20 protein-coding genes are annotated in these 23225 nt (G+C 67.5%); 11 read left to right on the plus strand and 9 right to left on the minus strand.

Annotation, left to right across the window (positions count from 1 at the left end; translation table 11 throughout):
- Nucleotides 1–11 precede the first annotated feature (11 nt).
- The 6 genes from treZ to glmS all read right to left on the minus strand — a co-directional run bounded on the left by treZ (nucleotide 12) and on the right by glmS (nucleotide 10282).
- Nucleotides 12–1781, minus strand: a complete 1770-nt coding sequence (gene treZ / locus AB0305_RS07525; RefSeq protein WP_364133267.1) for a malto-oligosyltrehalose trehalohydrolase — start codon at nucleotides 1779–1781, stop codon at nucleotides 12–14.
- Between the two features lie 38 nt (nucleotides 1782–1819).
- Nucleotides 1820–4144, minus strand: coding sequence for a malto-oligosyltrehalose synthase (gene treY, locus AB0305_RS07530; RefSeq protein WP_364133270.1), 2325 nt, complete (start codon nucleotides 4142–4144; stop codon nucleotides 1820–1822).
- Nucleotides 4141–6381, minus strand: coding sequence for a glycogen debranching protein GlgX (gene glgX / locus AB0305_RS07535; protein WP_364133272.1), 2241 nt, complete (start codon nucleotides 6379–6381; stop codon nucleotides 4141–4143). The genes treY and glgX overlap by 4 nt, the downstream gene beginning before the upstream one ends.
- Before the next feature lie 90 nt (nucleotides 6382–6471).
- A complete protein-coding gene (locus AB0305_RS07540) occupies nucleotides 6472–8034 on the minus strand; it encodes an NAD(P)H-hydrate epimerase (protein ID WP_364133275.1) in 1563 nt (520 codons plus the stop codon).
- Between the two features lie 3 nt (nucleotides 8035–8037).
- Nucleotides 8038–8385, minus strand: coding sequence for a holo-ACP synthase (locus AB0305_RS07545; protein ID WP_290255883.1), 348 nt, complete (start codon nucleotides 8383–8385; stop codon nucleotides 8038–8040).
- Nucleotides 8386–8389: 4 nt separating this feature from the next.
- Nucleotides 8390–10282 carry a glutamine--fructose-6-phosphate transaminase (isomerizing) gene (gene glmS / locus AB0305_RS07550; RefSeq protein WP_364133278.1) on the minus strand — a complete coding sequence of 631 codons (1893 nt, stop codon included), beginning with the start codon at nucleotides 10280–10282 and terminating at the stop codon, nucleotides 8390–8392.
- 113 nt (nucleotides 10283–10395) lie between these two features.
- Here glmS and coaA point away from each other — a divergent pair, with 113 nt between their 5' ends.
- Nucleotides 10396–11361 (plus strand): type I pantothenate kinase, encoded by a 966-nt coding sequence (gene coaA, locus AB0305_RS07555; protein ID WP_364133280.1) that lies wholly within the window; start codon nucleotides 10396–10398, stop codon nucleotides 11359–11361.
- A gap of 107 nt (nucleotides 11362–11468) precedes the next feature.
- Complete coding sequence (locus tag AB0305_RS07560) at nucleotides 11469–12266, plus strand: M15 family metallopeptidase (RefSeq protein ID WP_364134637.1); 798 nt, start codon at nucleotides 11469–11471, stop codon at nucleotides 12264–12266.
- A 39-nt stretch (nucleotides 12267–12305) separates the two neighbouring features.
- Here AB0305_RS07560 and glmM read toward each other — a convergent pair whose 3' ends face one another.
- The 3 genes from glmM to rplM form a co-directional block, all read right to left on the minus strand.
- Nucleotides 12306–13667: a phosphoglucosamine mutase gene (gene glmM, locus AB0305_RS07565; RefSeq protein WP_364133282.1), complete on the minus strand. Its 1362-nt coding sequence runs from the start codon at nucleotides 13665–13667 to the stop codon at nucleotides 12306–12308.
- 194 nt (nucleotides 13668–13861) lie between these two features.
- A complete protein-coding gene (gene rpsI / locus AB0305_RS07570) occupies nucleotides 13862–14368 on the minus strand; it encodes a 30S ribosomal protein S9 (protein WP_290255887.1) in 507 nt (168 codons plus the stop codon).
- A 39-nt stretch (nucleotides 14369–14407) separates the two neighbouring features.
- Nucleotides 14408–14851, minus strand: a complete 444-nt coding sequence (gene rplM / locus AB0305_RS07575; protein WP_043454696.1) for a 50S ribosomal protein L13 — start codon at nucleotides 14849–14851, stop codon at nucleotides 14408–14410.
- 316 nt (nucleotides 14852–15167) lie between these two features.
- On the opposite strand from rplM, the gene AB0305_RS07580 reads away from it, so the two are divergent.
- The 9 genes from AB0305_RS07580 to AB0305_RS07620 all read left to right on the plus strand — a co-directional run.
- A complete protein-coding gene (locus AB0305_RS07580; protein ID WP_364133287.1) occupies nucleotides 15168–15848 on the plus strand; it encodes a prepilin peptidase in 681 nt (226 codons plus the stop codon).
- 271 nt (nucleotides 15849–16119) lie between these two features.
- Nucleotides 16120–16326, plus strand: coding sequence for a Flp family type IVb pilin (locus AB0305_RS07585; RefSeq protein ID WP_364133290.1), 207 nt, complete (start codon nucleotides 16120–16122; stop codon nucleotides 16324–16326).
- Nucleotides 16327–16440: 114 nt separating this feature from the next.
- Nucleotides 16441–16848 carry a TadE/TadG family type IV pilus assembly protein gene (locus AB0305_RS07590; protein ID WP_364133292.1) on the plus strand — a complete coding sequence of 136 codons (408 nt, stop codon included), beginning with the start codon at nucleotides 16441–16443 and terminating at the stop codon, nucleotides 16846–16848.
- The gene (locus tag AB0305_RS07595; protein WP_364133295.1) at nucleotides 16836–17939 is read left to right on the plus strand and encodes a pilus assembly protein TadG-related protein; all 1104 of its coding nucleotides are present in this window, start codon (nucleotides 16836–16838) and stop codon (nucleotides 17937–17939) included. The genes AB0305_RS07590 and AB0305_RS07595 overlap by 13 nt, the downstream gene beginning before the upstream one ends.
- 142 nt (nucleotides 17940–18081) lie before the next feature.
- Complete coding sequence (locus tag AB0305_RS07600) at nucleotides 18082–18741, plus strand: RcpC/CpaB family pilus assembly protein (RefSeq protein WP_366172305.1); 660 nt, start codon at nucleotides 18082–18084, stop codon at nucleotides 18739–18741.
- Nucleotides 18738–19940: an AAA family ATPase gene (locus AB0305_RS07605; protein WP_364133299.1), complete on the plus strand. Its 1203-nt coding sequence runs from the start codon at nucleotides 18738–18740 to the stop codon at nucleotides 19938–19940. Before AB0305_RS07600 ends, AB0305_RS07605 begins: the two co-directional genes overlap by 4 nt.
- On the plus strand, nucleotides 19937–21403 hold the full coding sequence (locus AB0305_RS07610; protein ID WP_364133301.1) for a CpaF family protein: 1467 nt from the start codon (nucleotides 19937–19939) through the stop codon (nucleotides 21401–21403). The genes AB0305_RS07605 and AB0305_RS07610 overlap by 4 nt, the downstream gene beginning before the upstream one ends.
- Before the next feature lie 2 nt (nucleotides 21404–21405).
- Nucleotides 21406–22350, plus strand: a complete 945-nt coding sequence (locus AB0305_RS07615; protein WP_364133304.1) for a type II secretion system F family protein — start codon at nucleotides 21406–21408, stop codon at nucleotides 22348–22350.
- A gap of 13 nt (nucleotides 22351–22363) precedes the next feature.
- A partial coding sequence (locus AB0305_RS07620; protein WP_366172308.1) for a type II secretion system F family protein occupies nucleotides 22364–23225 on the plus strand: 862 nt, incomplete at its 3' end.

The raw sequence follows: 23225 nt of genomic DNA on the forward strand, positions 1-23225 counted from the left end.
CCGTGCTGGCGTTATTTCCCGGACGAGACGATACCGGCGCTGTGGCCGGGCAGGCTCAGCCTCCCGCCGTCGAGGGCGACGGCGTCGTCCGTGGCGAGCCCCAGGGAAGACCCGGTGACGGACACGGTCCGGGCCTCGGCGGAGAAGTTCAGGGCGACCTCGGTGCCGCCGCGGCGCAGCAGCAGCCAGCCTTCGTCCTGGCTGAAGTCGACTGCGGTGTCCGCGAACCCGCCGTCGGTGAGGTCCGGCGTCGAGCGTCGCAGGGCGATGAGTTCCCGGTAGAGGTCCAGCAGCCGGGCGTGGTCTCCCTCGGAGGCCTCGGCCCAGTTCAGCTTGGAGCGGGTGAACGTCTCCGGGTCTTGGGGGTCGGGGACGACGTCGGGGTCCCAACCCATGCGTTCGAATTCCTTAATCCGGCCCTCGGCGGTGGCCTTGCCCAGGTCCGGTTCCGGGTGGGAGGTGAAGAACTGCCAGGGCGTGCTGGCTCCGTATTCCTCACCCATGAACAGCATCGGGGTGAACGGGGCGGTGAGGGTGGCGACGGCGGCGAGGGCCAACTGCCCGTAGCCCAGGGTCTGGGAAAGCCGGTCGCCTGTGGCCCGGTTGCCGATCTGGTCATGGTTCTGATTGCAGACCACCAAGGCGGCGGGGTGGACCAGGCCGGTGTTGATCGGCCGGCCGTGGTGCCGTTCCCGGAAGCTGGAGTAGCTCCCGTCGTGGAAGAAGCCCTTCTCCAGCACCTTCGCCAGTGCTCCGAGGGACCCGAAGTCCTCGTAGTAGCCGGTGGTTTCGCCGCTGACGTTGACGTGCACGGCGTGGTGGAAGTCGTCGCTCCACTGCCCGGCCAGCCCGTAGCCGTTCGCGTCCCGGGGGTAGAGCAGGCGCGGGTTGTTCAGGTCGGATTCGGCAATCATGGTGGCGGGCCGGCCGGTTTCGGCGGCGACGGCGTCGGCGAGCGCGCCGAAGTCCTCCAGCAGGTGGACGGCGCGTTCGTCCTTGAAGGCGTGCACGGCGTCTAGCCGGAGGCCGTCGACGTGGTAGTCGCGCATCCACATGGCGGCGTTGTCCAGGATGTAAGAGCGGACGACGTCGGAGCCGGGCCCGTCGAGGTTGACCGAGTCGCCCCAGGTGTTGCCTTCGCCGGACTTCAGGTACGGGCCGAAGCGGGGCAGGTAGTTGCCGCTGGGGCCGAGGTGGTTGTAGACCACGTCCTGGATGACGCCCAGCCCGGCGGCGTGGGCGGCGTCGACGAAGCGCTGGTAGGAGGCCGGCCCGCCGTAGCCCTCGTGCACGGCGTACCAGAGGACGCCGTCGTAGCCCCAGTTGTGGGTGCCGTTGAAGCCGTTGACCGGCAGCAGTTCGACGAAGTCGACGCCGAGGTCGGCGAGGTAGTCGAGTTTTCCGGCGGCGGCGTCGAGGGTTCCCTCGGGGGTGAAGGTGCCCAGGTGCAGCTCATAGATGACGCTGCCTTGCAGTTCCCGGCCGGACCAGCCGCCGTCGGCCCACTGGTGTGCACGGGGGTCGAAGGTCCGGGAGAGGGAGTGGACGCCCTCGGGCTGCCGGCGGGAGCGCGGGTCCGGCAGCGGGCTGTCGTCGCCGTCGAGGAGGTAGCCGTAGTCGACGTCGCCGCCGGCCGGCGCGTCCGCCGCCGTCCACCAGCCCTCGGGGCCTGAGGCTGCGCGGGTCATGGTGTAGCGCTGGCCGCCTGCGAGCAGGACGACGTCCTTGGCCTCCGGCGCCCAGATGTCGAAGCGCGCGGATCCGTCTGTGGGCAGTGTCATTGCCGTTCCCCCTGGGTTGGCGTGGGACTGTGAAGGGCTCATGCGGTCGGGGCGAGGAGGGCCACCGGGAAGTGGCGGAGGAGATCCCCCACCGCCACGGAGCCGGGTTCGAAGGACCGGCCGGTGAGCTGGTCGGTCATCGGCACGGCGAGCTCAAGGGCCGTGTCCTGCCAGCCGCCGCGCTGCTCCAGGCCGTGGGGCAGGCGGGTGGCGACGGTGACGGCGCCCGGGGCGTCCTGCCCGCGGTCGAAGGCGACGACGTGGCCGGCGGCGTGACCGGTGGCCTGCAGCGGCGTGTAGCCGGTGAAGAGGTCCTGCCGGTCGCGGCGCAGGCGCAGCGCTCGGGAGGTGACCAGGAGTTTGGCGTCGTCGTCGCGGTAGGAGTCCGGCAGGTCGCCGCCGTCCAGCCGCGCCAGGGCGGCCCGGCGGGCGCCGAAGTCGAATGGACGCCGGTTGTCCGGGTCGGTCAGGGACCGGTCCCAGAACTCGGTGCCCTGGTAGACGTCCGGGACGCCGGGCATGGTGAGCTGGACGAGCTTGGCGCCGAGCGCGTTGACGGCGCCCCGCGGGTCCAGCCATTCGACCAGTGAATCCAGTTCGGCACGAACGGCCGGGTTGTCGAAGGCGGCATCGACCGCGGCGGTCAGCTTGGTCTCGAACTCCTCGTTCGGGTCCAGCCAGTCGGTGGAGTTCCCCGCTTCCCGGGCGGCCTTCTGCGCGTAGGACTGCAACCGGTCCCTGTCCGCCGGCCAGACTCCGGCGATGGCCTGCCAGAGCAGGTTCGCCAGCGGGCCATCGGGCAATGGGGCGAGCTGCTGCAGCCGTCCCAGAGCCGCACTCCATTCGGCGGGGCATTCGGCGAGCACCGTGATCCGGGCGCGGGTGTCCTCGCTGCGCTTGGTGTCGTGGGTGCTGAGCGTCGTCATGGACAGCGGCAGGCGCTCCTGCCGGCGTGCCATCCGCGTGTGGAAGTCGTCCACGGAGACCGCGAATTCGGTGGGGTCCGCGCCGACCTCGGTGAGGGTGCCCAGCCGGGTGTACCGGAAGAAGGCCGTGTCCTCGACGCCCTTCGCCATCACCATGCCGGAGGTCTGCTGGAAGCGGCGGCCCAGTTCCTCACCGGCGTCGGGACCGGCCTGCAGCAGCAGCGGCAGCAGGGTTCGAACGGCGTCCTTGAGATCCGGCCGGCGCTCGACGGCGAGGTCGCACGCTTCCCTCAGTACGTCTTCCCCTTCGGGGAGGTAGCTGCGGTAGACCGGGAAGGCTGCAATGATCTCGGAGAGGGCGTCCGCCGCGGCGTCCACGGTCAGGCCCGCGTCCGCCGGGACCAGCCGGGCGAGGCGGAGCATCTCAGAGTGCAGGATGCCGTCGGTGATGCGGCGCTTGGTGCCGCGGATCATGTCTTCGTAATCGGGGACCCGGCCGTCGCGCAGCGACGCGTCCAGGGCATCCAGGCCCGCCTGGCCGGCCGGATCCACGAAGAGCCGGTCCACGTCCGCGAGCGCGTCGTACCCCGTGGTGCCCTCGGCTTCGAACCCGGCAGGCAGTTCCTCGCCCGGTTCCAGGATCTTCTCGATCAGCAGGTACGCCCCGCCGGTGGCCTCACGGAGCCGGTGCAGGTAGCCGCCCGGGTCTGCCAGGCCGTCCGGGTGGTCGATGCGGAGCCCGTCCACCAGGTCCTCTCGGAACCAGCGGACAATCTCCTCGTGCGCCTCGTCGAAGACTTTCGGGTCCTCGACCTTGATCCCGGCGAGGGTGTTGACCGCGAAGAAGCGGCGGTAGTTCAGCTCGTTGTCGGCGCGGCGCCAGCCCACCAGTTCGTAGTGCTGACGGTCGTGGACCTCGCGGGGATCATCCCCGGCGGAGTAGGTCCCGGCTGCCAGGGGGAACCGGTGGTCGTAGTACCGGAGTTCGCCGTCGCGGACCTCCAGGACGTCGACGTCGGAGTCCTCACCGAGGACGGGGATGCGGATGCGTCCGCCGCCGAAGTCCCAGTCGACGTCGAACGCCGGGGCGTAGGGCGACTGGCGGCCTTCCTTGAGCAGGGACCACCACCACGGGTTCTGGACCGGGGTGGCGACGCCGACGTGGTTGGGCACGATGTCAACCAGCACGCCCATGCCTGCCTCGCGGGCGGCGCGGGAGACCGCGGTGAGGCCCTCGGGGCCGCCGCGGTCGGGACCCACGGCGGACGGGTCGGTGACGTCGTAGCCGTGGTCCGATCCTTTCTCCGCGGTCAGGATGGGTGAGAGGTAGATCCAGTCGACACCGAGCGACTTCAGGTACGGGACCTGGGCGGCGGCGTCCTGCAGGGTAAAGCCGGACCGGATTTGCAGCCGGTACGTGGAGATCGGTGTTTTCATGCCTGGGTGGCCTTCGCTTCGCTCTCGTCAGCGGCCTTGGTCTGGGCCTGAACCATCTCTTCCTGGGCTTCCTCATCGGCGGCGCGGGCGGCCAGCGATGCGGCGGCCGAGTAGTCGACCTCCACCTCGGGGCCTGTGTAGGCGCGCAGCACCACCATGGATTTGGCGGCGAGGGTCAGGGTGGTCCCGGCCTTCAGCGGCTCGTAGTCGTCGGCCTGGGCTGCGGTGTCGATGAGGACCTCCCAGTTCGGGGAGTACTCGTCCGGCGGAAGGACGAAGTCGACGCCGTCGTCGTGGGCGTTGAAGGCCAAGAGGAAGCTGTCGTCGGTGATCCGCCGGCCTCGGGAGTCCTGTTCTTGGATGCCGTGGCCGTTGAGGAACACACCGATGGTCCGGCCGAAGCCGCTCCCCCAGTCCTCCGGGAGCATGCCCGTTCCGTCGGTCTTGAGCCAGACGATATCCGGCAGCTTCTCACCCTCGCCGCGTACCACCGGGCGGCCGTCGAAGAAACGGCTGCGGCGGAAGGTGGGGTGGTCGTGGCGGAGTTTGTTCACGAAAGCGGTGAATTCCACCAGCGGCTGGTCCATCGCCTCCCAGTGGACCCAGCTGAGCTCGGAGTCCTGGCAGTAGGTGTTGTTGTTGCCCTGCTGGGTGCGGCCGAGTTCGTCGCCGTGCAGCAGCATGGGGACGCCCTGGGAGAGCAGAAGGGTGGCGATGAAGTTGCGCTGCTGGCGGGCGCGCAGTGCCAGTACGGTCTCGTCGTCGGTGTCCCCCTCGATGCCGCAGTTCCAGGAGCGGTTGTGGGATTCGCCGTCGTTGTTGCCCTCGCCGTTGGCCTCGTTGTGCTTCTCGTTGTAGGACACGAGGTCCCGCATGGTGAAGCCGTCGTGTGCGGTGACGAAGTTGATGGAGGCCACGGGCCGGCGGGCGGAGCTCTCGTAGAGGTCCGCGGAGCCGGTCAGCCGGGACGCGAATTCGCCCAGGGTGGAGGGTTCGCCGCGCCAGAAGTCGCGCACGGTATCCCGGTACTTGCCGTTCCATTCGGTCCACTGCGGAGGGAAGTTGCCCACCTGGTAGCCGCCGGGGCCGACGTCCCAGGGCTCGGCGATGAGCTTGACCTGGGAGACGATCGGGTCCTGCTGAATGAGTTCGAAGAAGGTGGACAGCTTGTCGACGTCGTAGAACTCGCGGGCCAGGGTGGAGGCGAGGTCGAAGCGGAAGCCGTCAACGTGCATCTCGGTGACCCAGTAGCGCAGCGAGTCCATCAGGAGCTGCAGCGAGTGCGGGTGCCGGACGTTCAGGGAGTTACCGGTGCCGGTGTAGTCCATGTAGTGCTTGAGGTCGCCGTCCACCAGGCGGTAGTAGGCCTGGTTGTCGATGCCCTTGAAGGAGAGCGTGGGTCCCAGGTGGTTGCCCTCGGCGGTGTGGTTGTAGACCACGTCGAGGATGACCTCGATGCCGGCACGGTGCAGGTCCCGGACCATGGCCTTGAACTCCTGGACCTGGAGGCCGCCGTCCCCGGCGGAGCTGTAGGTGTTCTGCGGGGCGAAGAAGCCGATGGTGTTGTAGCCCCAGTAGTTATTCAGGCCCTTCTCTACCAAGGTGCCGTCGTTGACGAACTGGTGCACGGGCATAAGCTCGATGGCGGTGACGCCGAGCTTCTTGAGGTGTTCGACGACGGCGGGGTGCGCCACGCCGGCGTAGGTGCCGCGCTGCTCCTCGGGGATGTCCGGGTGCAGCTCGGTCAGGCCCTTCACGTGCGCCTCGTAGATGACCGATTCATGGTAGGGCACGCGCAGCTGGCGGTCGCCGTCCCATTCGAAGAAGGGGTTGATGACCACGCCGTGCATGGTGTGCGGCGCGGAGTCCGCGTCATTGGTGGAATCCGGGTCGCCGAACTCGTAGGAGAAGAGGGCCGGGTCCCAGTCGATCTGGCCCTTGATGGCCTTGGCGTACGGGTCCAGGAGGAGTTTGTTCGGGTTGAACCGGTTGCCGTTGGCCGGGTCGTAGGGCCCGTGGACGCGGAAGCCGTAGCGTTGGCCCGGCTGGACCATGGGCAGGTAGCAGTGCCAGACGTAGCCGTCCACCTCGGTGAGTTCGATCCGCGTTTCGGTGAGGTCGTCGGCCAGGAGGCAAAGCTCCACCCGCTCAGCCTGTTCGCTGAACAGTGCAAAATTGGTGCCGGTGCCGTCGAACGTGGCTCCCAGCGGGTATGCCGTACCGGGCCAAACTTCCATGTGTACTCCTCGTGCGATGCGGACTATCTCTAGACAGACTACTTGTAAGCAGGGTTACTAAATTACCAAGACGCGGCGGGGTCGGTTGTGTTACAGCGCGGCCATGACCTCCGGGAGCGTGCGGGCGATATCGGTGGCCGTGATGGGGCCGCCGCGGCTGGCGAGTGTCCCGGCCCGGCCATGCAGGCTGGCGGCCATGGCGCCGAGGGCGGCCCAGCGGTCCGCGGCCGCGATTCCGGCGGCGGCGAAGTGGCCCGGATCGTCCGCCAGCTGGGCCATCAGGGCGCCCAGGATGCCGCCCAGGACGTCGCCGCTGCCCGCCGTGGCCATCCAGGGGGTGGCCTCGGCCTGGCTGAACACCGCACCGGACGGGGCCGCCACCAGGGTGGTCGCACCCTTGAGCAGCACCGTTGCGCCGGTCAGGGACACCGAGTGCCGGGCACTGGCCAGCGGCGCGGCCTCGACGGCGGTGCGTTCCCCGCCGGCGCCGTAGCGGCTCAGGAGGGTGGCCAGTTCTCCGGCGTGGGGTGTCAGCACGGTCTGACCGGTCAGCTCGCGGGGCAGGACGGGAAGGGCGCCGGCGTCCGCCACGACCGGCAGCCCGGCGGCGGCAGCGGCCCGGACCCGGTCAAGCTGCTCCCCGGCGCCGTCGTCGAGTCCGGAGCCGAGGAGCCAGGCCTGGACACGCACGTCGGTGTCCTGGCCGCAGACCACCTCGGGGCAGGCGTGCCGGACCAGGTCGGCGACCGCCGGCGGCCCGACGTAGCGGACCATGCCGACGCCGGCGGCGAGGGCGCCGCGGCAGGCGAGGACGGCGGCGCCGGGGTACCGCTCCGAGCCGGCGACCACGCCGAGGACGCCGCGGGAGTATTTCTGTTCCCGGCGGCCCGGGTGCGGCAGGAGCGCCGCCAGGTCCGGGGCCTGCAGCCGGCGCACGGACGGGAGGCCAAGGCCGTTCTCGACGCCGATGGGCACCGTCACGATCCGGCCGGCGTGGTCCGCGCCGGGGTCGGCCAGGAGTCCGGCCTTGGGGGCGCCGAACGTCACGGTCAGATCGGCGGCCAGGACGGTGCCGTGCGCTTCGCCGGTGTCCGCGTCGATGCCGCTGGGGATATCGCAGGCGACCACGAGGGCTCCGGCCCCGGGCTCCAGCCTGCGGTCACGCTGGTCCCGGATCTCGCCGGACAGCAGTTCAAGGAGCCGCACCGTCGAACCCTGCAGGCCGCCGCGGGCTCCGGTGCCGAGGATAGCGTCGATGACGATGTCGGAACCCGCGGCCCGGCGCGCCAGCCCGGCGGCGGCCTCACCTGAGTCCGGCAGGGCGATGGACCGGCCGCCGGCAGCGTGGAAGGCGGCCAAGGCCTCCGGGTGGGCGTCGCCGGCGGTGAGTACCGCCGTCGTCCTCATGCCGCGGCGGGCCAACAGGGCCGCGGCGAAGAGGCCGTCCCCGCCGTTGTTTCCCTTGCCTGTGAGAACGGTGACGCTGCCTCCGTAGAGACGGCGCCCGCGGCCCCGCAACTCACGCACCACGGCAGTGGCCAACCCGTAGGCGGCCCGTTGCATGAGAACAGCGCCCATGCCGGGGTCCGCAGCTGCTTCCAGGAACCGCCTTTCGACGTCCCGGATGTGCGTTCCGGTATGGGCGCTGATCATGGCCTAACCTTCGGCGATCACCGTGGCGGTGGCGATCCCGCCGTCGTGGCTGATGGACAGGTGCCAGCGCTTGACGCCCTTCGACTGGGCCACGGCCAGCACGGTGCCCTTGACCTGCACCGTGGGCCCGTTCTGGTCTAAGCCGATCCAGCAGTCCTGCCAGTTCATACCGGCCGGGGCGCCCAAGACCTTGGCGACGGCTTCCTTGGCGGCAAACCGGGCGGCCAGGGAACGGGTGTTCAGCTCCCGCTCGGCCGGGACGAACAGCCTGTCCCGCAACCCGGGGGTGCGCTCCAGTTGCCGCCCAAACCGCTCGATGTCTACGACGTCTACGCCAATGCCTACGATCATGCGGCTATTCTACGGTCACGCTCTTGGCGAGGTTCCGCGGCTGGTCCACGTCGTAGCCCTTCGCGCTGGCGAGGGCCAGCGCGAAGATCTGCAGCGGGACGGTGGTCAGCAGCGGCGCCAGCAACGTGGGGGTTTCCGGGATGTAGATGACGTGCTCGGCGAACGCCTTGACCGCGTCGTCGCCCTCTTCGGCGATGACGATCGTCTTGGCACCTCGGGCGCGGACTTCCTGGATGTTGGAGACCACCTTGGCGTGCAGGGAGTCGCGGCCGCGCGGGGACGGGACCACCACGAACACCGGCTGGCCCTCTTCGATCAGGGCGATCGGGCCGTGCTTGAGCTCGCCGGCGGCGAAGCCCTCGGCGTGGATGTAGGCAAGCTCCTTGAGCTTGAGCGCACCTTCCATGGCGACTGGGAACCCGACGTGGCGGCCCAGGAACAGCACGGACTTGGCGTCGACCATGGACTCGCCGAGCTCCTTGATCCGGGACGCGTCGTCGAGAATGGACTGGACCTTCTCCGGGATCTTGCCCAGGTCGGAGAGGATGTCCTTGATTTCGCCCTGGAACTTGTTACCGCGCAGCTGGGCGAGGTAGAGGCCCAGCAGGTAGGCGGCGGTGATCTGGGCGAGGAAGGCCTTGGTGGAGGCGACGGCGATTTCCGGGCCGGCGTGCGTGTAGAGCACGGCGTCGGATTCGCGCGGGATGGTGGAGCCGTTGGTGTTGCAGATGGCCACCGTTTTGGCGCCCTGTTCCTTGGCGTAGCGGACCGCCATCAGGGTGTCCATGGTCTCGCCGGACTGGGAGATCGAGACGATCAGGGTCTGGGCGTCCACGATCGGGTCACGGTAGCGGAACTCGTGCGAGAGCTCGACCTCCGTGGGGATCCGGCACCAGCGCTCGATGGCGTACTTGGCGACCTGGCCGGCGTAGGCGGAGGTACCGCAGGCGAGCACGATGATCTTGTCGACGCTCTTGAGCAGCTCGGGGTCGATCCGCAGCTCGTCCAGGGTCAGCTTGCCGTCGACGTCGGAGCGGCCCAGCAGGGTCTGCAGCACGGCGTCGGGCTGGTCGTGGATTTCCTTCTCCATGAAGGACGGGAAGCCGCCCTTCTCTGCGGAGGCCGGATCCCAGTTGACGTGGTATTCCTTGCCCTCGGCCGGGGCGCCGAAGAAGTCTGTGATCTCTACGGAGTCGGCGGTGATGGTGACGATCTGGTCCTGGCCGAGTTCCACGGCGCGGCGGGTGTAGTCGATGAAGCCGGAGACGTCGGAGCCGAGGAAGTTCTCGCCTTCGCCCAGGCCCACCACTAGCGGGGAGTTGCGGCGGGCGGCCACAACGACGTCGGGCTGGTCGGCGTGCACGGCAAGCAGCGTGAAGGCGCCCTCGAGCCGCTGGCAGGCGAGCTGCATGGCCTTGGTCAGGCCGCCGTTGGCGTTGTCGCCGCCGAGCTGGTTGCGGTAGATGTCGCCGAGTAGGGCGGCGGCAACCTCGGTATCGGTCTCCGACTGGAAGGTCACGCCCTTCTCCAGCAGTTCTTGCTTGAGTTCGGCGAAGTTCTCGATGATGCCGTTGTGGATCAGCGCCAGCTTGCCGCCGTCGGACAGGTGCGGGTGTGCGTTCTGGTCGGTCGGACCGCCGTGGGTGGCCCACCGGGTGTGGCCAATGCCGGTGGTCGCATCCGGCAGCGGGTTGGCTTCAAGTTCGGCGATGAGGTTGCTGAGCTTGCCGGACTTCTTCCGCGAGGAGATCGCGCCATCGGCGACCACGGCGATACCTGCGGAGTCGTATCCGCGGTACTCCAGCCGGCGCAGACCTTCGAGGACGACGTCCAGGGCCTGGTGCTCGGTACTTACCTGGCCACTCGGGCGGCCTACATATCCAACGATTCCACACATGGGCACCAGCTTATCTGGTTTTAAGGCTGCACTCAGGATCGCTACGCCCGGAGCGCCAGCCGTCACGGCGCGCGCATTTCGCTCTGGGCGCCCGCGAGGGCAGAATCTCTAGGGTGACTTCGCAACGCAATGATGCGAACGGCGAGGGCGTCTCCCCGTTCGTGGAGCTGGACCGGCAGACCTGGTCCCGGCTCGCTGCCCAAATGGAGCAGCCCCTCAACGAGGAGGACGTCCTCCGGCTCCGCGGCCTCGGCGACCCACTGGACATGCGGGAGGTCCGCGAGGTGTACCTCCCGCTCTCCCGGCTACTCCACCTCTACGTCGAGGCGGCCAACCAACTGCACGCGGCCACCACCACATTCCTGGGCGAGACGACCCGCCGCACCCCCTTCGTGATCGGCGTCGCCGGTTCGGTGGCCGTGGGCAAGTCCACCATCGCCCGTGTACTGCGTGAAATGCTGCGCCGCTGGCCCGGCACCCCCAACGTGGAACTCATCACGACGGACGGTTTCCTCTACCCCCTGGCGGAGCTCAAGCGGCGGCAGTTGCTGGACCGCAAGGGGTTTCCGGAGTCCTACGACCGCCGCGCCCTCCTGCGCTTCGTCAGTGAGGTCAAGGGCGGAGCGGAGGAAGTCCGGGCCCCGTGGTACTCCCACGTCACCTACGACATCGTCCCCGGCAAGGAAGTCGTCGTCCGCCGGCCCGATGTGCTGATCGTGGAGGGCCTCAACGTCCTCGCCCCCGCCCGCCCGCGGTATGACGGCCGGCAGGGCCTGGCGCTGAGCGACTTCTTCGACTTCTCGATTTACGTGGACGCCAAGACCTCCTACATCGAGGAGTGGTACGTGGACCGGTTCCGCAAGCTGCGCACCACCGCGTTCGCGCAGCCGGAGTCCTACTTCCACCGGTACGCCACGCTCTCAGACGCCGAGGCCGAGGAGACGGCCCGCGGGATCTGGAAGCGAATCAATGAGCCGAACCTGGTGGAAAACGTGCTCCCCACCCGGGGACGCGCCCAGCTGGTGCTCACGAAGGATGCTGACCACTCGATCCGCCGCATGCTGCTCCGCAAGGTCTAGCACGGGTGGGCTATAACGCGGGCGAGGACAGACGGCGGGGGTTTCTGAGCCGACGTCGCTTCGGCAGCCTTCTGGCTGCGGCCGCCGTCCCAATAACCGCCGCCGCCCTGACAGCCTGCGAGCCCTCCGCCGGACCCGCGCCGGCGTCCGGCACGGGCGTGCCACCAACGCCCGCTGCCGCCCCGGTCAGCGCCTCCCCTAAAACGACTCCGTCGGCGAATCCCTCGGAAAGCCCGGAGCCAGCTACCCCGTCGACGACCGCCCCGGCACCCTCGTCGCCGGCCGCTTCCGCTCCCGGGCCGCAGCACTCCCTGACGGATCCCGCCAGCCCCTGGGTGGTGGTCAACAAGCACCGGCCGCTCTCCCCTGCAACCTTTATCCCGCCGGATCTGGTTCAGCCCGCTGTCCGGTTGGCGGTGTCCGGCGAGGCCGCCCTCCTGAACAGCACGACGGCGGCGGCAGCAGAGCGGATGTTCGCCGCGGCCGCAATGGCCGGCGTAGTGATGACCCTGGCCAGCGGGTACCGGTCTTTTGTCACCCAGACCTCGACCTATAACGGCTACGTCGCGACGAGGGGACAGGCGGAGGCGGACACGGCATCCGCGCGGCCGGGCTTCTCCGAGCACCAGACGGGCTGGTCGTTTGACATCGGCGACGGCGGGGGTGCCTGCAGCTTTCAGCCCTGCTTCGCCGAGCAGCCCGCGGCCGTCTGGGCGAAGGCAAACGCCCACCGTTTTGGCTTCATCGTTCGGTATCCGTGGATGTACCACGAGACCACCGGCTACTACTACGAGTCCTGGCACCTGCGCTACATCGGAGTGGAGGCCGCCGGCGACATGGCCGCCAGGGGTGTCCCCACGTTGGAGGAGTACTTCGGCCTGGAAGCCGCACCGGCCTACCTCTGATCGAGGCGGGCCCGCGGGCCATCGCGGACGGACCGCCGATTAGTCGCCGGCCAGCGCCAATGCGAGTTCGGTCCGGACTACCTCGGCCAGTTCCCCGGCCACCCGTTCTGCGGTTTCGTGGTCCCCTGCTTCGACCATGACGCGAACCACCGGCTCGGTACCCGAGGGCCGCAGCAGAACCCGGCCGGTGTCGCCGAGCGTGGCCTCGGCCGCTTCCACGGCGGCGGCAACGGCCGCGTCGCCGTTGACCCGGCTGCGGTCCACGTCGCGGACGTTGATGAGCACCTGGGGAAGCTTGGTCATGACCGTGGCGAGGTCCTTAAGCGGACGCCCGGTCAGGGCCACCTGCGCGGCAAGCTGGAGGCCGGTGAGGACGCCGTCGCCCGTGGTGGCGTGATCGGCGAAAATGACGTGGCCGGACTGTTCGCCGCCCAGGCTGAAGCCGCCGTCGCGCATGGCCTCGAGGACGTATCGGTCCCCCACACCCGTTTCCTTTAGTTCGATGCCGGCGCCGCGGAGGGCGAGCTTCAGGCCGAGGTTGCTCATGACCGTGGCTACCAGGACGTCGTCCTTGAGTTTCCCGGCGTCCTTGAGGGCCAGGGCGAGGATGGCCATGATCTGGTCGCCGTCGACTTCGGTGCCCTCATGGTCAACGGCCAGGCAGCGGTCCGCGTCGCCGTCGTGCGCGATGCCGAGGTCCGCGCCGTGCGCCACGACTGCCGCCTTAAGCGGGGAGAGGTGGGTGGACCCGACGCCGTCGTTAATGTTGATGCCGTCTGGCTCGGCGCCGATGGTGATGACTTCGGCGCCGGCGGTCTTGAACACCTCGGGCGAACAGCCGCTAGCTGCTCCGTGGGCGCAGTCCACGACGACCTTGAGGCCTTCGAGGCGGTGCGGAAGCGTGCCGAGCAGATGGACGATGTAGCGGTCCTCGGCGTCGGAGAAGCGCTGGATGCGGCCAACGTCGGCACCGACAGGGCGGAGCGGCTCCTCGCCGAGCCTGGCCTCGATCGCGTCCTCGACCTCGTCGGGGAGCTTCTGGCCGCCGCGGGCGAAGAACTTGATGCCGTTGTCCGGGGCCGGGTTGTGCGAGGCGGAGATCATCACGCCGAAGTCGGCGTTGAGGTCCGCCACAAGGTAGGCGGCCGCCGGGGTGGGGAGGACACCGGCGTCGTAGACGTCGATGCCGGAGCTGGAGAGCCCCGCCTCCACGGCGGCGGCGATGAATTCGCCGCTGGCCCTCGGGTCGCGGGCCACGACGGCGCGCGGCCGCCCCTGGCCCGTGTTGCGGTCGTGCCCGAGCACGACGGCGGCGGCCTGTGCCAGCTGCATCGCCAGCTCCGCGGTCAACAGGCCATTCGCAAGGCCCCGGACACCATCTGTTCCAAATAATCTAGACATCGTGTCCGAGTTTAGTCGATGGCCCGGGATACGACGTCGGGTCCCCGGCCCGTTAACGACGAAAGCCCGCCCCGCACATGCGGGACGGGCTTCCGAAGCAGGCGCTGTTTAGCGCTTGGGGATCCGAGCGCTGGACAGCGCCGCGGGTCCCGGTGTGTGGTCGCGCCAGCGGCCACACACCGGGAAGGCGCTGTTTAGCGCTTGGAGTACTGCTGAGCCTTACGGGCCTTCTTGAGACCGGCCTTCTTACGCTCGATGACACGGGCGTCACGGGTGAGGTAGCCGGCCTTCTTCAGGGTGGCGCGGTTGTTCTCGACGTCGATCTCGTTCAGCGAACGGGCGATGCCGAGACGCAGTGCACCGGCCTGGCCGGAGGGGCCACCGCCGTGGATGCGGGCGATGACGTCGTAGGCGCCTTCCAGATCGAGGATCTTGAAGGGCTCGTTGACGTCCTGCTGGTGCAGCTTGTTCGGGAAGTAGTTCGCCAGCTCGCGGCCGTTGATGGTCCACTTGCCGGAGCCGGGGACGACGCGGACGCGTGCGACGGCTTCCTTGCGGCGGCCAACAGCTGCGCCGGCAACGGTCAGGGCCGGGCGTTCCTTCTTGGGAGCGGCTGCGTCAGCAGCGCCGCTCTCAGAGGTGTAGCTGGTCAGGTTTTCCTCAGCCTCGACGGCTTCGGTGGTCTCTTCGTTCTGAGCCACGGTTCTCCTTGTATTAATAAAGTTGTTTGGTGGCCAGGACTACTGGGCGACCTGGGTGATTTCGAAAGTCTTGGGCTGCTGGGCGGCGTGCGGGTGCTCTGCACCGCGGTAAACCTTCAGCTTGCCCAGCTGCTGTGCAGCGAGGGAGTTCTTCGGGAGCATGCCCTTGATGGCCTTCTCTACGGCGCGGACCGGGTTGGTTTCCAGCAGCTCCGCGTAGTTGACGGAGGTGAGGCCGCCCGGGTAGCCGGAGTGGCGGTAAGCGCGCTTCTGCTCCAGCTTGGCGCCGGTCAGGGCAACCTTCTCAGCGTTGATGATGATGACGAAGTCGCCCATGTCCATGTGGGACGCAAAGGTGGCCTTGTGCTTGCCGCGCAGCAGGATTGCGGTCTGGCTGGCAAGACGACCAAGGACAACGTCGGTGGCGTCAATGACGTGCCACTGGCGGTTGATATCGCCGGGCTTCGGGGTGTACGTACGCACGGTGTTTGCCTCGTTCTTGTTCTGGCGTTCTTGTTTTAGGCGTCACGCGGGGTGCACCTACTATCTATGCGCTACCGGAACAGAGGTGAGGGCTCTATGTAACCAGTCATCCTGTGGTCTCGAATGTGCACGCGGAGTAGCTATCCTGCAACCGGATTCTCTGCGGGCACGCACCATCGAGATAGGACACGCACAACGACTACCTAGATTAGCGGAAGCCGTGGGCATGGGTCAAAATGAACTGTCCGCCACCCGCAGGCCAGCTGTGGCGCAGAACCGGGCGGCATCATCGCCGCACTTGATCCCTGGAGGCCCCGTGACCGCTCCCACCGTGACCGGGGCGGAACACCTTCCTGCGGCTGGAGCGGCACTTTTTATCCTGGCGATCGCCATTGCCGGCGTCGCTCTCGACTTCGGAGCCCGGGCCGCCTCCCGCCGTGCGCTCCCCCAGTTCGCCGTTTCGTCTCCACGCCGGGCATGGCCGACGGCGGCCGCAGCGGGACTGCTCTGCGGCGCACTGGCCTGGCGCCTCGGCCCGGCACCGGAATTACCCGCCTATCTATTTCTGGCAATTGCCGCGGTGGAATTGACGCGAATTGATCTCTCATTCCATATCCTTCCCAACCGCCTCGTAGGCCCGCTCCTGGGTGTCGGCCTGGTGCTCCTGACGGGCTCCGCAATGACCTCCGGGGAGTGGCCGGCACTGCTCCGGGGCATCATCGGCCTCGTCATCCTCTTCGTTTGCTACTTCATCTTGGCTCTCATCAGTCCCAATGGCATCGGAATGGGCGACGTAAAGCTGTCCGCGCCCCTCGGGCTGTACTTGGGATACCTAGGCTGGCCGCACCTGTTCTACGGGGGCGCCCTGGGCTTTGTGGCCGGCGGCGCCGCCGCCGCTCTGCTGGTGCTGAAAAACCGCGGAAACACGCCGAAGGAAGTTGCCTTCGGGCCGTCCATGCTGACCGCCGCACTGGCCGTCATCCTGCTCTCCGCCTAAGGCTTCCGTCGTCGGCTCCCCCACCCACCAATAAGTAAGCCGACTTAGCAAAACAAGTAGTTTACCGTCGGGGCCGTGTCGGACTGAGTACAGCACTCCGGATACCTGCGTAAACGCGCTCTTTTACGTGCGGAAGTCGAGTAGTTGAAATCATTGCCGGGCCGATATTTGCCGTGCCATGGTGGTCGCATCGACGCTCCACCGAATAGCAAATGGGGGATTTGCCGGAGTTTCGATAAATATCAAAAAACTCTGGAAAAGGATTAATACAATGACTGGTCTCATGGTCTCAATGCTTTCTTTCATCGCCGGCGTCAAGGGCAAGCTGGAATCCGAAAAGGGTGCCACGGCGACTGAATACTCGCTGCTGGTGGCTTTCATCGCCTTCGGCATCATCCTCGCCGTTACGGCCTTCGGTACAGCCCTCTCCGGCTGGTTCAACGGGCTCGCCGCCACTGTCAACGGATGGGCCCGGTAGGTTTCCGGCCACTTCTCTCAAACAGGTCTCAGCACCAACCTCTGTGCCGCGTCCGCGCCACGCGGGCGCGGCACAGTCCATCCCATCGCTGCATCTATTCCCTGGGGGGATCCTATGAAGCGCAGCAACCAGCCCCCGCGCCCGCCTAGGCGGGCCGGCCGTGAACGCGGGGCGGCCGCCGTCGAGTTCGCCCTCGTTGCACCGATCCTTTTGGCCCTGGTGGGCGGGATCGTCGAGTTTTCTTACACCTACAACCTGCAGATCTCCGTTACCCAGGCGGCCCGCGAGGCCGCACGGACCATGGCGATCTACAACGATCAGGCCCGCGCCCGGACCGCCGCCGTCGCGGGCGCACCGGGGCTCAGCCCGGCCGGCTTCAGCTACACCTTCACGGGCGCCTGCCCCACTGGCGGAACGGGTAACGCCCAGGTGGCGCTCAGCTACACCGCGAACTCCCTCACCGGGATATTCGGCGGCTCCGTGACGGTCCGCGGGACGGGGGCCATGCGATGCCACGGCTAGCGCGGCCAAAGCAGGCCCGGGACGGCAAGGAACGCGGCGCGGCCGGCGTCATGGTGGCGCTGCTGATGTTTGTCCTGATCGGTGCAGGGTCCCTGGCCGTGGACACCGGACAGATCTATGCGGAACGCGCACAGCTGCAGAACGCCGCGGACGCGGGAGCCCTTGCCGCAGCGCAACGGTGCCACTCCGCCGGCACCTGCACCGTGTCACAGGCGCTCACGTGGGCCCGGGAACTTGCAGGACCAAACTCAAACGACGGCGCGTCCGCCGTCGATTCGGTTGACCTGTCCGTCCCCGGACAGGTCAGGGTGGTCACCTCTACCCTGGGCTCCAACGGCGCGGGCTTCCTCACCAAATTATTCGCCAGCGCCCTGAATGCTCCTCCCGCAACCGTCCGTGCCGGCGCTACCGCGTCGTGGGCGCCGCCCCTCGGGGGTTCCGCTTTCCCGTTGGCCATCTCGGACAACTGCTACAACCTATCCACCGCCGCGGCCACGGCCCAGGTCCAGAAGATCTCCTACAAGCCGGGCGGTACCTGCACCGGCCCGTCCGGCACGGAAATCCCGGGCGGGTGGGGCTGGCTGGACCAAAGCTCGCCCTGCGTCGCCACCACCCAGACGGGCAGTAACCGGATCGGTTCGGATCCCGGCAACAACCCGCCGACGGAGTGCGCCGCCGTTCTGACCGGATGGATCAACACAATCTCCGGCGGTGGTGAGGTCAAGGTCACCTTCCCTGTCTTCGATGACGCCTCGAACCAAGGCCAAAACGGTTACTTCCACATCATCGGCTACGCCACCTTCAAGATCTGGGGCTGGAAGTTCGGGAACGGCTCGCCTTACGAGTTCCGCAACGCGGCCTCCGACCCCGGGATGAACAGTTCCCTGGCCTGCACCACGGTGAACTCCGGCGGGGGCAACGGCGGGGGCAACGGTCACGGCGGAAACGGTGGCGGCGGCAACGGCGGCACCACCGGCAACGCGCGCTGCGTCATCGGTCAATTTGTGAAATTCGAAACCATTAATTCGACCCAAACTGGTCCCGGCACTGGCACGGACCTGGGAACGGTCGAAATAACGCTCACACGATAAGTATTTCTAAGGAGTTGAAATGAGAACACGCCTGCTGGGGGGCATTGCGGCTCTACTTGTTGCCATCATTGGCACAGTCCTATTGGTTTCCTATGTACAGAATGCCGATAAACGTGCTGTCGCCGGAACGGAAACAGAATCCGTGTATGTCGTACAGAAAGCAATTCCCGCCGGAACCTCGGCGGACAAGGTGGCCGGCATGGTGGTGAAAAAGGACGTCCCGAAGCTTGCGGTGGCGGACAACACCATCACCGATCTTTCCTCCCTGGGGTCGAAGGTCACGGCGGTCACCCTGGAACCGGGTGAGCAGTTGCTCTCGAGCCGCATGGTCGACGAAACCTCGTTCCTCGGCCCGTCTCGGGTCCAGGTGCCCACCGGGTTGCAGGAGGTCACGCTCAAACTACCCATCGAACGCGTGGCCGGCGGCATTCTGAAGGCTGGCGACACGGTCGGCGTCTTCCTCTCACTGGAATCGGCGGCCACGGGCACCGACGGCGCCAAGCTCAGCCGCACGCAGCAAACCTTCCACAAGGTCCTGGTCACTGCGGCGCAGTATAGCGACGGCGCGGCGACGCAGTCCGGAACGGCCTCGGATAGCGGCGGCGCAAGCCAGGTTTCCTCGACGACGTCGTCGAAGTCCTCCGGCGACGGCGGTTACCTCATCACCTTAGCGCGGAACAGCGCTGACGCTGAGCGGATCGTCTTCGCGGCGGAGTTCGGCAAGATCTACCTGTCCAAGGAACCCTCGGATTCCCCGGACGCCGGAACCGGCACGGTGGATGCGGCAGGGCTGTTCAAATGAGCCGCTTCGTCCTCATCACCCCGAATTCGGACTTCGAACGCCTGGTCCGTCTGGCCGTCAACGGAATGCACGGCGAGCTACACGTCTTCAAGGCGGACTACCTGCCCGAGGGACCTGCCGACATGCTGAAGCAGTTGGTCGGCGAACCGCCGGAGGTCCTCATCCTGGGACCGGGCGTCCCGGTGGCCGACTCGCTGAAACTGGCCTCCGTCATGGACTTGCAATACCCCGAGATCAGCGTCGTGCTGGCTTGCACTGCAGAACACGAAACCGTGGTCCAAGCCATGCGTGCCGGTGTCCGGGATCTCCTGGATCCCGACGCGGATCCCGACACCATCCGCGTCATGCTCGAGCGGGCCAGCCTCGCCGCTGCCGGCCGGCGCCGGGGGCTGGGTCCGCAGGCCACTGAGCACGCAGACCACGGCCCCGGCCGCGTGATTGCCGTGATGTCACCCAAGGGCGGCGTCGGCAAGACGACGGTGGCCACCAACCTCGCCGTCGGGCTGGGCAAGAGCGCACCGATGAGCGTGGTCGTGGTGGACCTGGACCTGCAGTTCGGGGACGTGGCCAGCGGACTGCTGCTCGAGCCTGAGTTCACCATCACCGACGCCGTGGCGGGAGCGGCCAGCCAGGATTCCATGGTCCTCAAGACCTACCTCACGGTCCATCCGGCCGGAATCTACGCGCTCTGCGCCCCTCGGACGCCGATTGAGATGGACCGCATCACCGCGGCCCATGTCAGCCACCTACTGGAGCAGCTGCGGCAGGAATTCCGCTACATCGTGGTCGACACCGCACCGGGCCTGGGCGAGCACGTCCTGGCCACGTTGGAGCAGGCCACCGACGCAGTCTGGATCTGCGGGATGGACGTCCCCAGCATCCGGGGACTGCGGACCGGGTTCCAGATCCTCGACGAGTTGAACCTGGTGCCGGCCCACCGGCACATCGTCCTCAACATGGCCGACCGCCGCGCGGGACTCTCGCTCAAGGACGTCGAGGCCACCATCGGCGCTCCGGTCGACGTCGTCCTCCCCCGCTCACGGACCCTGCCGTTCTCCACCAACAAGGGCGTCCCCATCCTCCAGGACAACAGCCGGGACGCGGCACTCAAGGGCCTGCGGCGCCTGGTCGACCGGTTCAAGCCGGACTGGGACGCCCGGCCCCACAAGCAACTCCACAGAAGGGCGGTAGTCCAATGAGCCTCGCGGACCGGTACCAGCAACTGCGCGGGGTCCCCGGGCCCACCGAAGCAAACAAGCCCGACGACGACGTCTTCGCCGCCCCCAACGCGCCGGCCACCCTCGGCCGGATCCTCGAGGCCAAGACCGCCGCGGAGGCGCAGCCCGCCGCCGAACTGCAGCAGACGGCAACGGTGGCCAGCGAGGCACTCAACGCCCTCAAGGAACGGGCCAGCGCGTCCCTCTTCGAACGGCTCGGCTCCCGCATCACGGACTCCTCGGTGGACGAGGCCGAGCTGCACCAGTCCGTCAAGGAAGAACTCAAGGCCGTCGTCGAAGAGGAACAGATTCCCCTCTCCGCGGCGGAACGCCAGCGGCTGATCCGGGACATCACCGACGACGTGCTGGGCCACGGACCCATCCAGCGGTACCTGGACGACCCGACCGTCACCGAGGTGATGGTCAACCGATTCGACCAGATCTACGTGGAACGCCAGGGACGGCTTCAACTCACCGATGCCAAATTCACCTCCGACGAGGCATTGCGCCGGGTGATCGAAAGGATCGTCTCCAACGTTGGCCGCCGGATCGATGAGTCCTCTCCCCTGGTTGATGCCCGGCTCTCCGACGGGTCCCGCGTCAACGCCATCATTCCGCCACTCGCGGTCAACGGTCCCGCCCTGACCATCCGCAAGTTCGGCCGGGACCCCCTGACGGTGCACGACCTGGTCACTATGGGCAGCCTCTCGCCCGAGATGGCCGAGTTGCTGCAGGCGTGCGTGCAGGCGCGGCTGAACATCATCGTCTCCGGCGGTACCGGCACCGGCAAGACCACCCTGCTGAACGTGCTCTCCTCGTTCATCCCGAGCACGGACCGGATCGTCACCATCGAGGACGCCGTGGAACTGCAGCTGCAGCAAGATCACGTGGTCCGGCTGGAGAGCCGTCCGCCCAACATCGAAGGCAAGGGCGAGATCTCCATCCGCGATCTGGTCCGCAACTCGCTGCGCATGCGGCCGGATCGGATCGTGGTTGGCGAGGTCCGCGGCGGCGAGTCCCTGGACATGCTGCAGGCCATGAACACCGGCCACGACGGGTCCATCTCCACCGTCCACGCCAACTCGCCGCGGGACGCCGTCGCGCGGTTGGAAACCCTCGTACTGATGGCCGGGATGGACCTGCCACTGCGGGCCATCCGCGAACAGGTTGCCTCCGCGGTGAACCTGATCGTGCACATCACCCGCCTCCGGGACGGCTCGCGCCGGGTCACGCACATCACCGAGGTTCAGGGCATGGAGGGCGACGTCGTCACGCTCCAGGACGCGTTCGTGTTCGACTACGCGGCCGGGGTCGACGGCAACGGCCGCTTCCTGGGCCGGACCATCCCCACCGGTGTCCGCCCGCGCTTCACCGACCGCTTCGCCGAGCTCGGGATTCCGATCTCGCCGGCGGTCTTCGGCGCCGCAGCGATGAGGGGGCGGTAACGGTGGAACTCTCTCCCCTGGTGTTTGTCGGCGGCCTGCTCCTGGTCTACGCCGCCCTGGCCATCGTGATCGTCGTCGTCTTCGCCTCCCGCAGCGTCCCCCTCTCGCGGCGACGTCCGGAGCTGCAGGCCAACCACAACTCCGGCCTGACGAAGCTGACCGACCATGCCGTGACTGCCCTCAACCAGCAGCTCCGCGGCCGGGGCCCGGGCCTGCTCAGCCGGGAACGGCTGGACAGCGCGGGCCTGAAGAAGCAGCCCGGTGACTACCTCCTGTTCGTCGGAGCCGCAGCCTTCGTCGCCGCGGTCATCGGGTTCCTGCTGGGCGGGCTGGTGCCGGCCTTCCTGTTGCTGTTGATGGCGCCGGTCGGGCTCCTTCTCCTGCTGCAGGTCCTGGTCTCCCGCCGACGCCGCAAGTTCGCCGAGCAGGTACCGGACGCCTTGCAAATGTTGGCCGGGGGGCTGCGGGCCGGACACAGCCTGCTCCGGGCGGTGGACGCCGCCGCGGAGGAAAACGAGTCGCCCATGAAAGAAGAACTCAGCCGGGTGGTCAACGAGACCCGGATCGGTCGGGACCTCGGGGAATCGCTGGCAGACGTGGCCCGGCGGACCGCCAACGAGGACTTTGCCTCCATCACCCGGGCCATCGAGATCCACCGCGAGGTAGGCGGTGACCTCGCGCAGGTCCTGGACAACGTGGGTGAGACCATCCGGGACCGGACCCAGCTACGCGGCCAGGTGAAGGCTCTCAGCGCGGAAGGACGTATGTCGGCGTTGGTCCTCATGGCTCTGCCGATCGTGATGTTTTTCGGACTCACGCTGTTCAACCCGCTGTATTCGAAGGTCTTCCTCACCACGTTTCCCGGCTTCCTGATGATCGTCACCGCCGTCGTTCTGCTGGCCGCCGGCGGATTCTGGCTCAGCCGCCTCATCAAACCAAAGTTCTGAGAGGACGAAGACTATGAATCCCATCGCTTATGCCGCCATCCTGGCCATCATCGCCCCGGTGTCCCTCATGACGTGGCTCGCCTTTACCGGCGACCGTGCCGGCCTGCGAAACATCCAAACCAACCTGGGGCGGCGCCCGGAGACGGCCGGGTCTTTGGTGTCCGCCGCTGGGCAGCTCGCGGCCCTCAGCCGAAGGGTCACCCCCAAGGGCTATGCCGCGTGGCTGGACAAGCAGCTTGCCGGTGCAGGGCGGCCGAAGGACTGGCCCCTGGGCCGCGTCATCATGGTCAAGCCGTTGTTGGCACTAACGGGAGCAGTACTGGGGACCATGCTGGTGGCCGGAAGCCCCACCATCACCAACGTCCTCCTGATGGTGGGCGTCACGGCGCTTGCCTACTTCGTCCCCGACATCTTGATCCGGAACAATGCCCAGAAACGTCGCGAGCAGATCAAGCTGGAACTGCCGGACACGCTGGACCAGATGCTGATCTCAGTTCAGGCCGGGCTCGGCTTCGAAACTGCCATGGCGCGCGCTGGCCAGAATGGCAAGGGTCCGCTTGCCGACGAACTCATTCGGACGCTGCAGGACATCCAGGTGGGACGGTCCCGGAAGGAGGCGTACCTGGCCATGGCGCAGCGCGTCGACGTCCCAGACCTGCGGAGCTTCGTTCGCGCCGTCGTCCAAGCGGACAGCTACGGCATCGCCATTGCCGGCGTGCTGCACGCACAAGCCAAGGACATGCGGGTGAAGCGGCGCCAGCGCGCCGAGGAACACGCCATGAAGATGCCGGTCAAGATGCTCTTTCCGCTCATCTTCTTCATTCTGCCCACTCTGTTCATTGTGGTGCTTGGACCGACTGCGATGAGCATCATGG

It is taken from the genome of Arthrobacter sp. NPDC080086 (assembly GCF_040702285.1).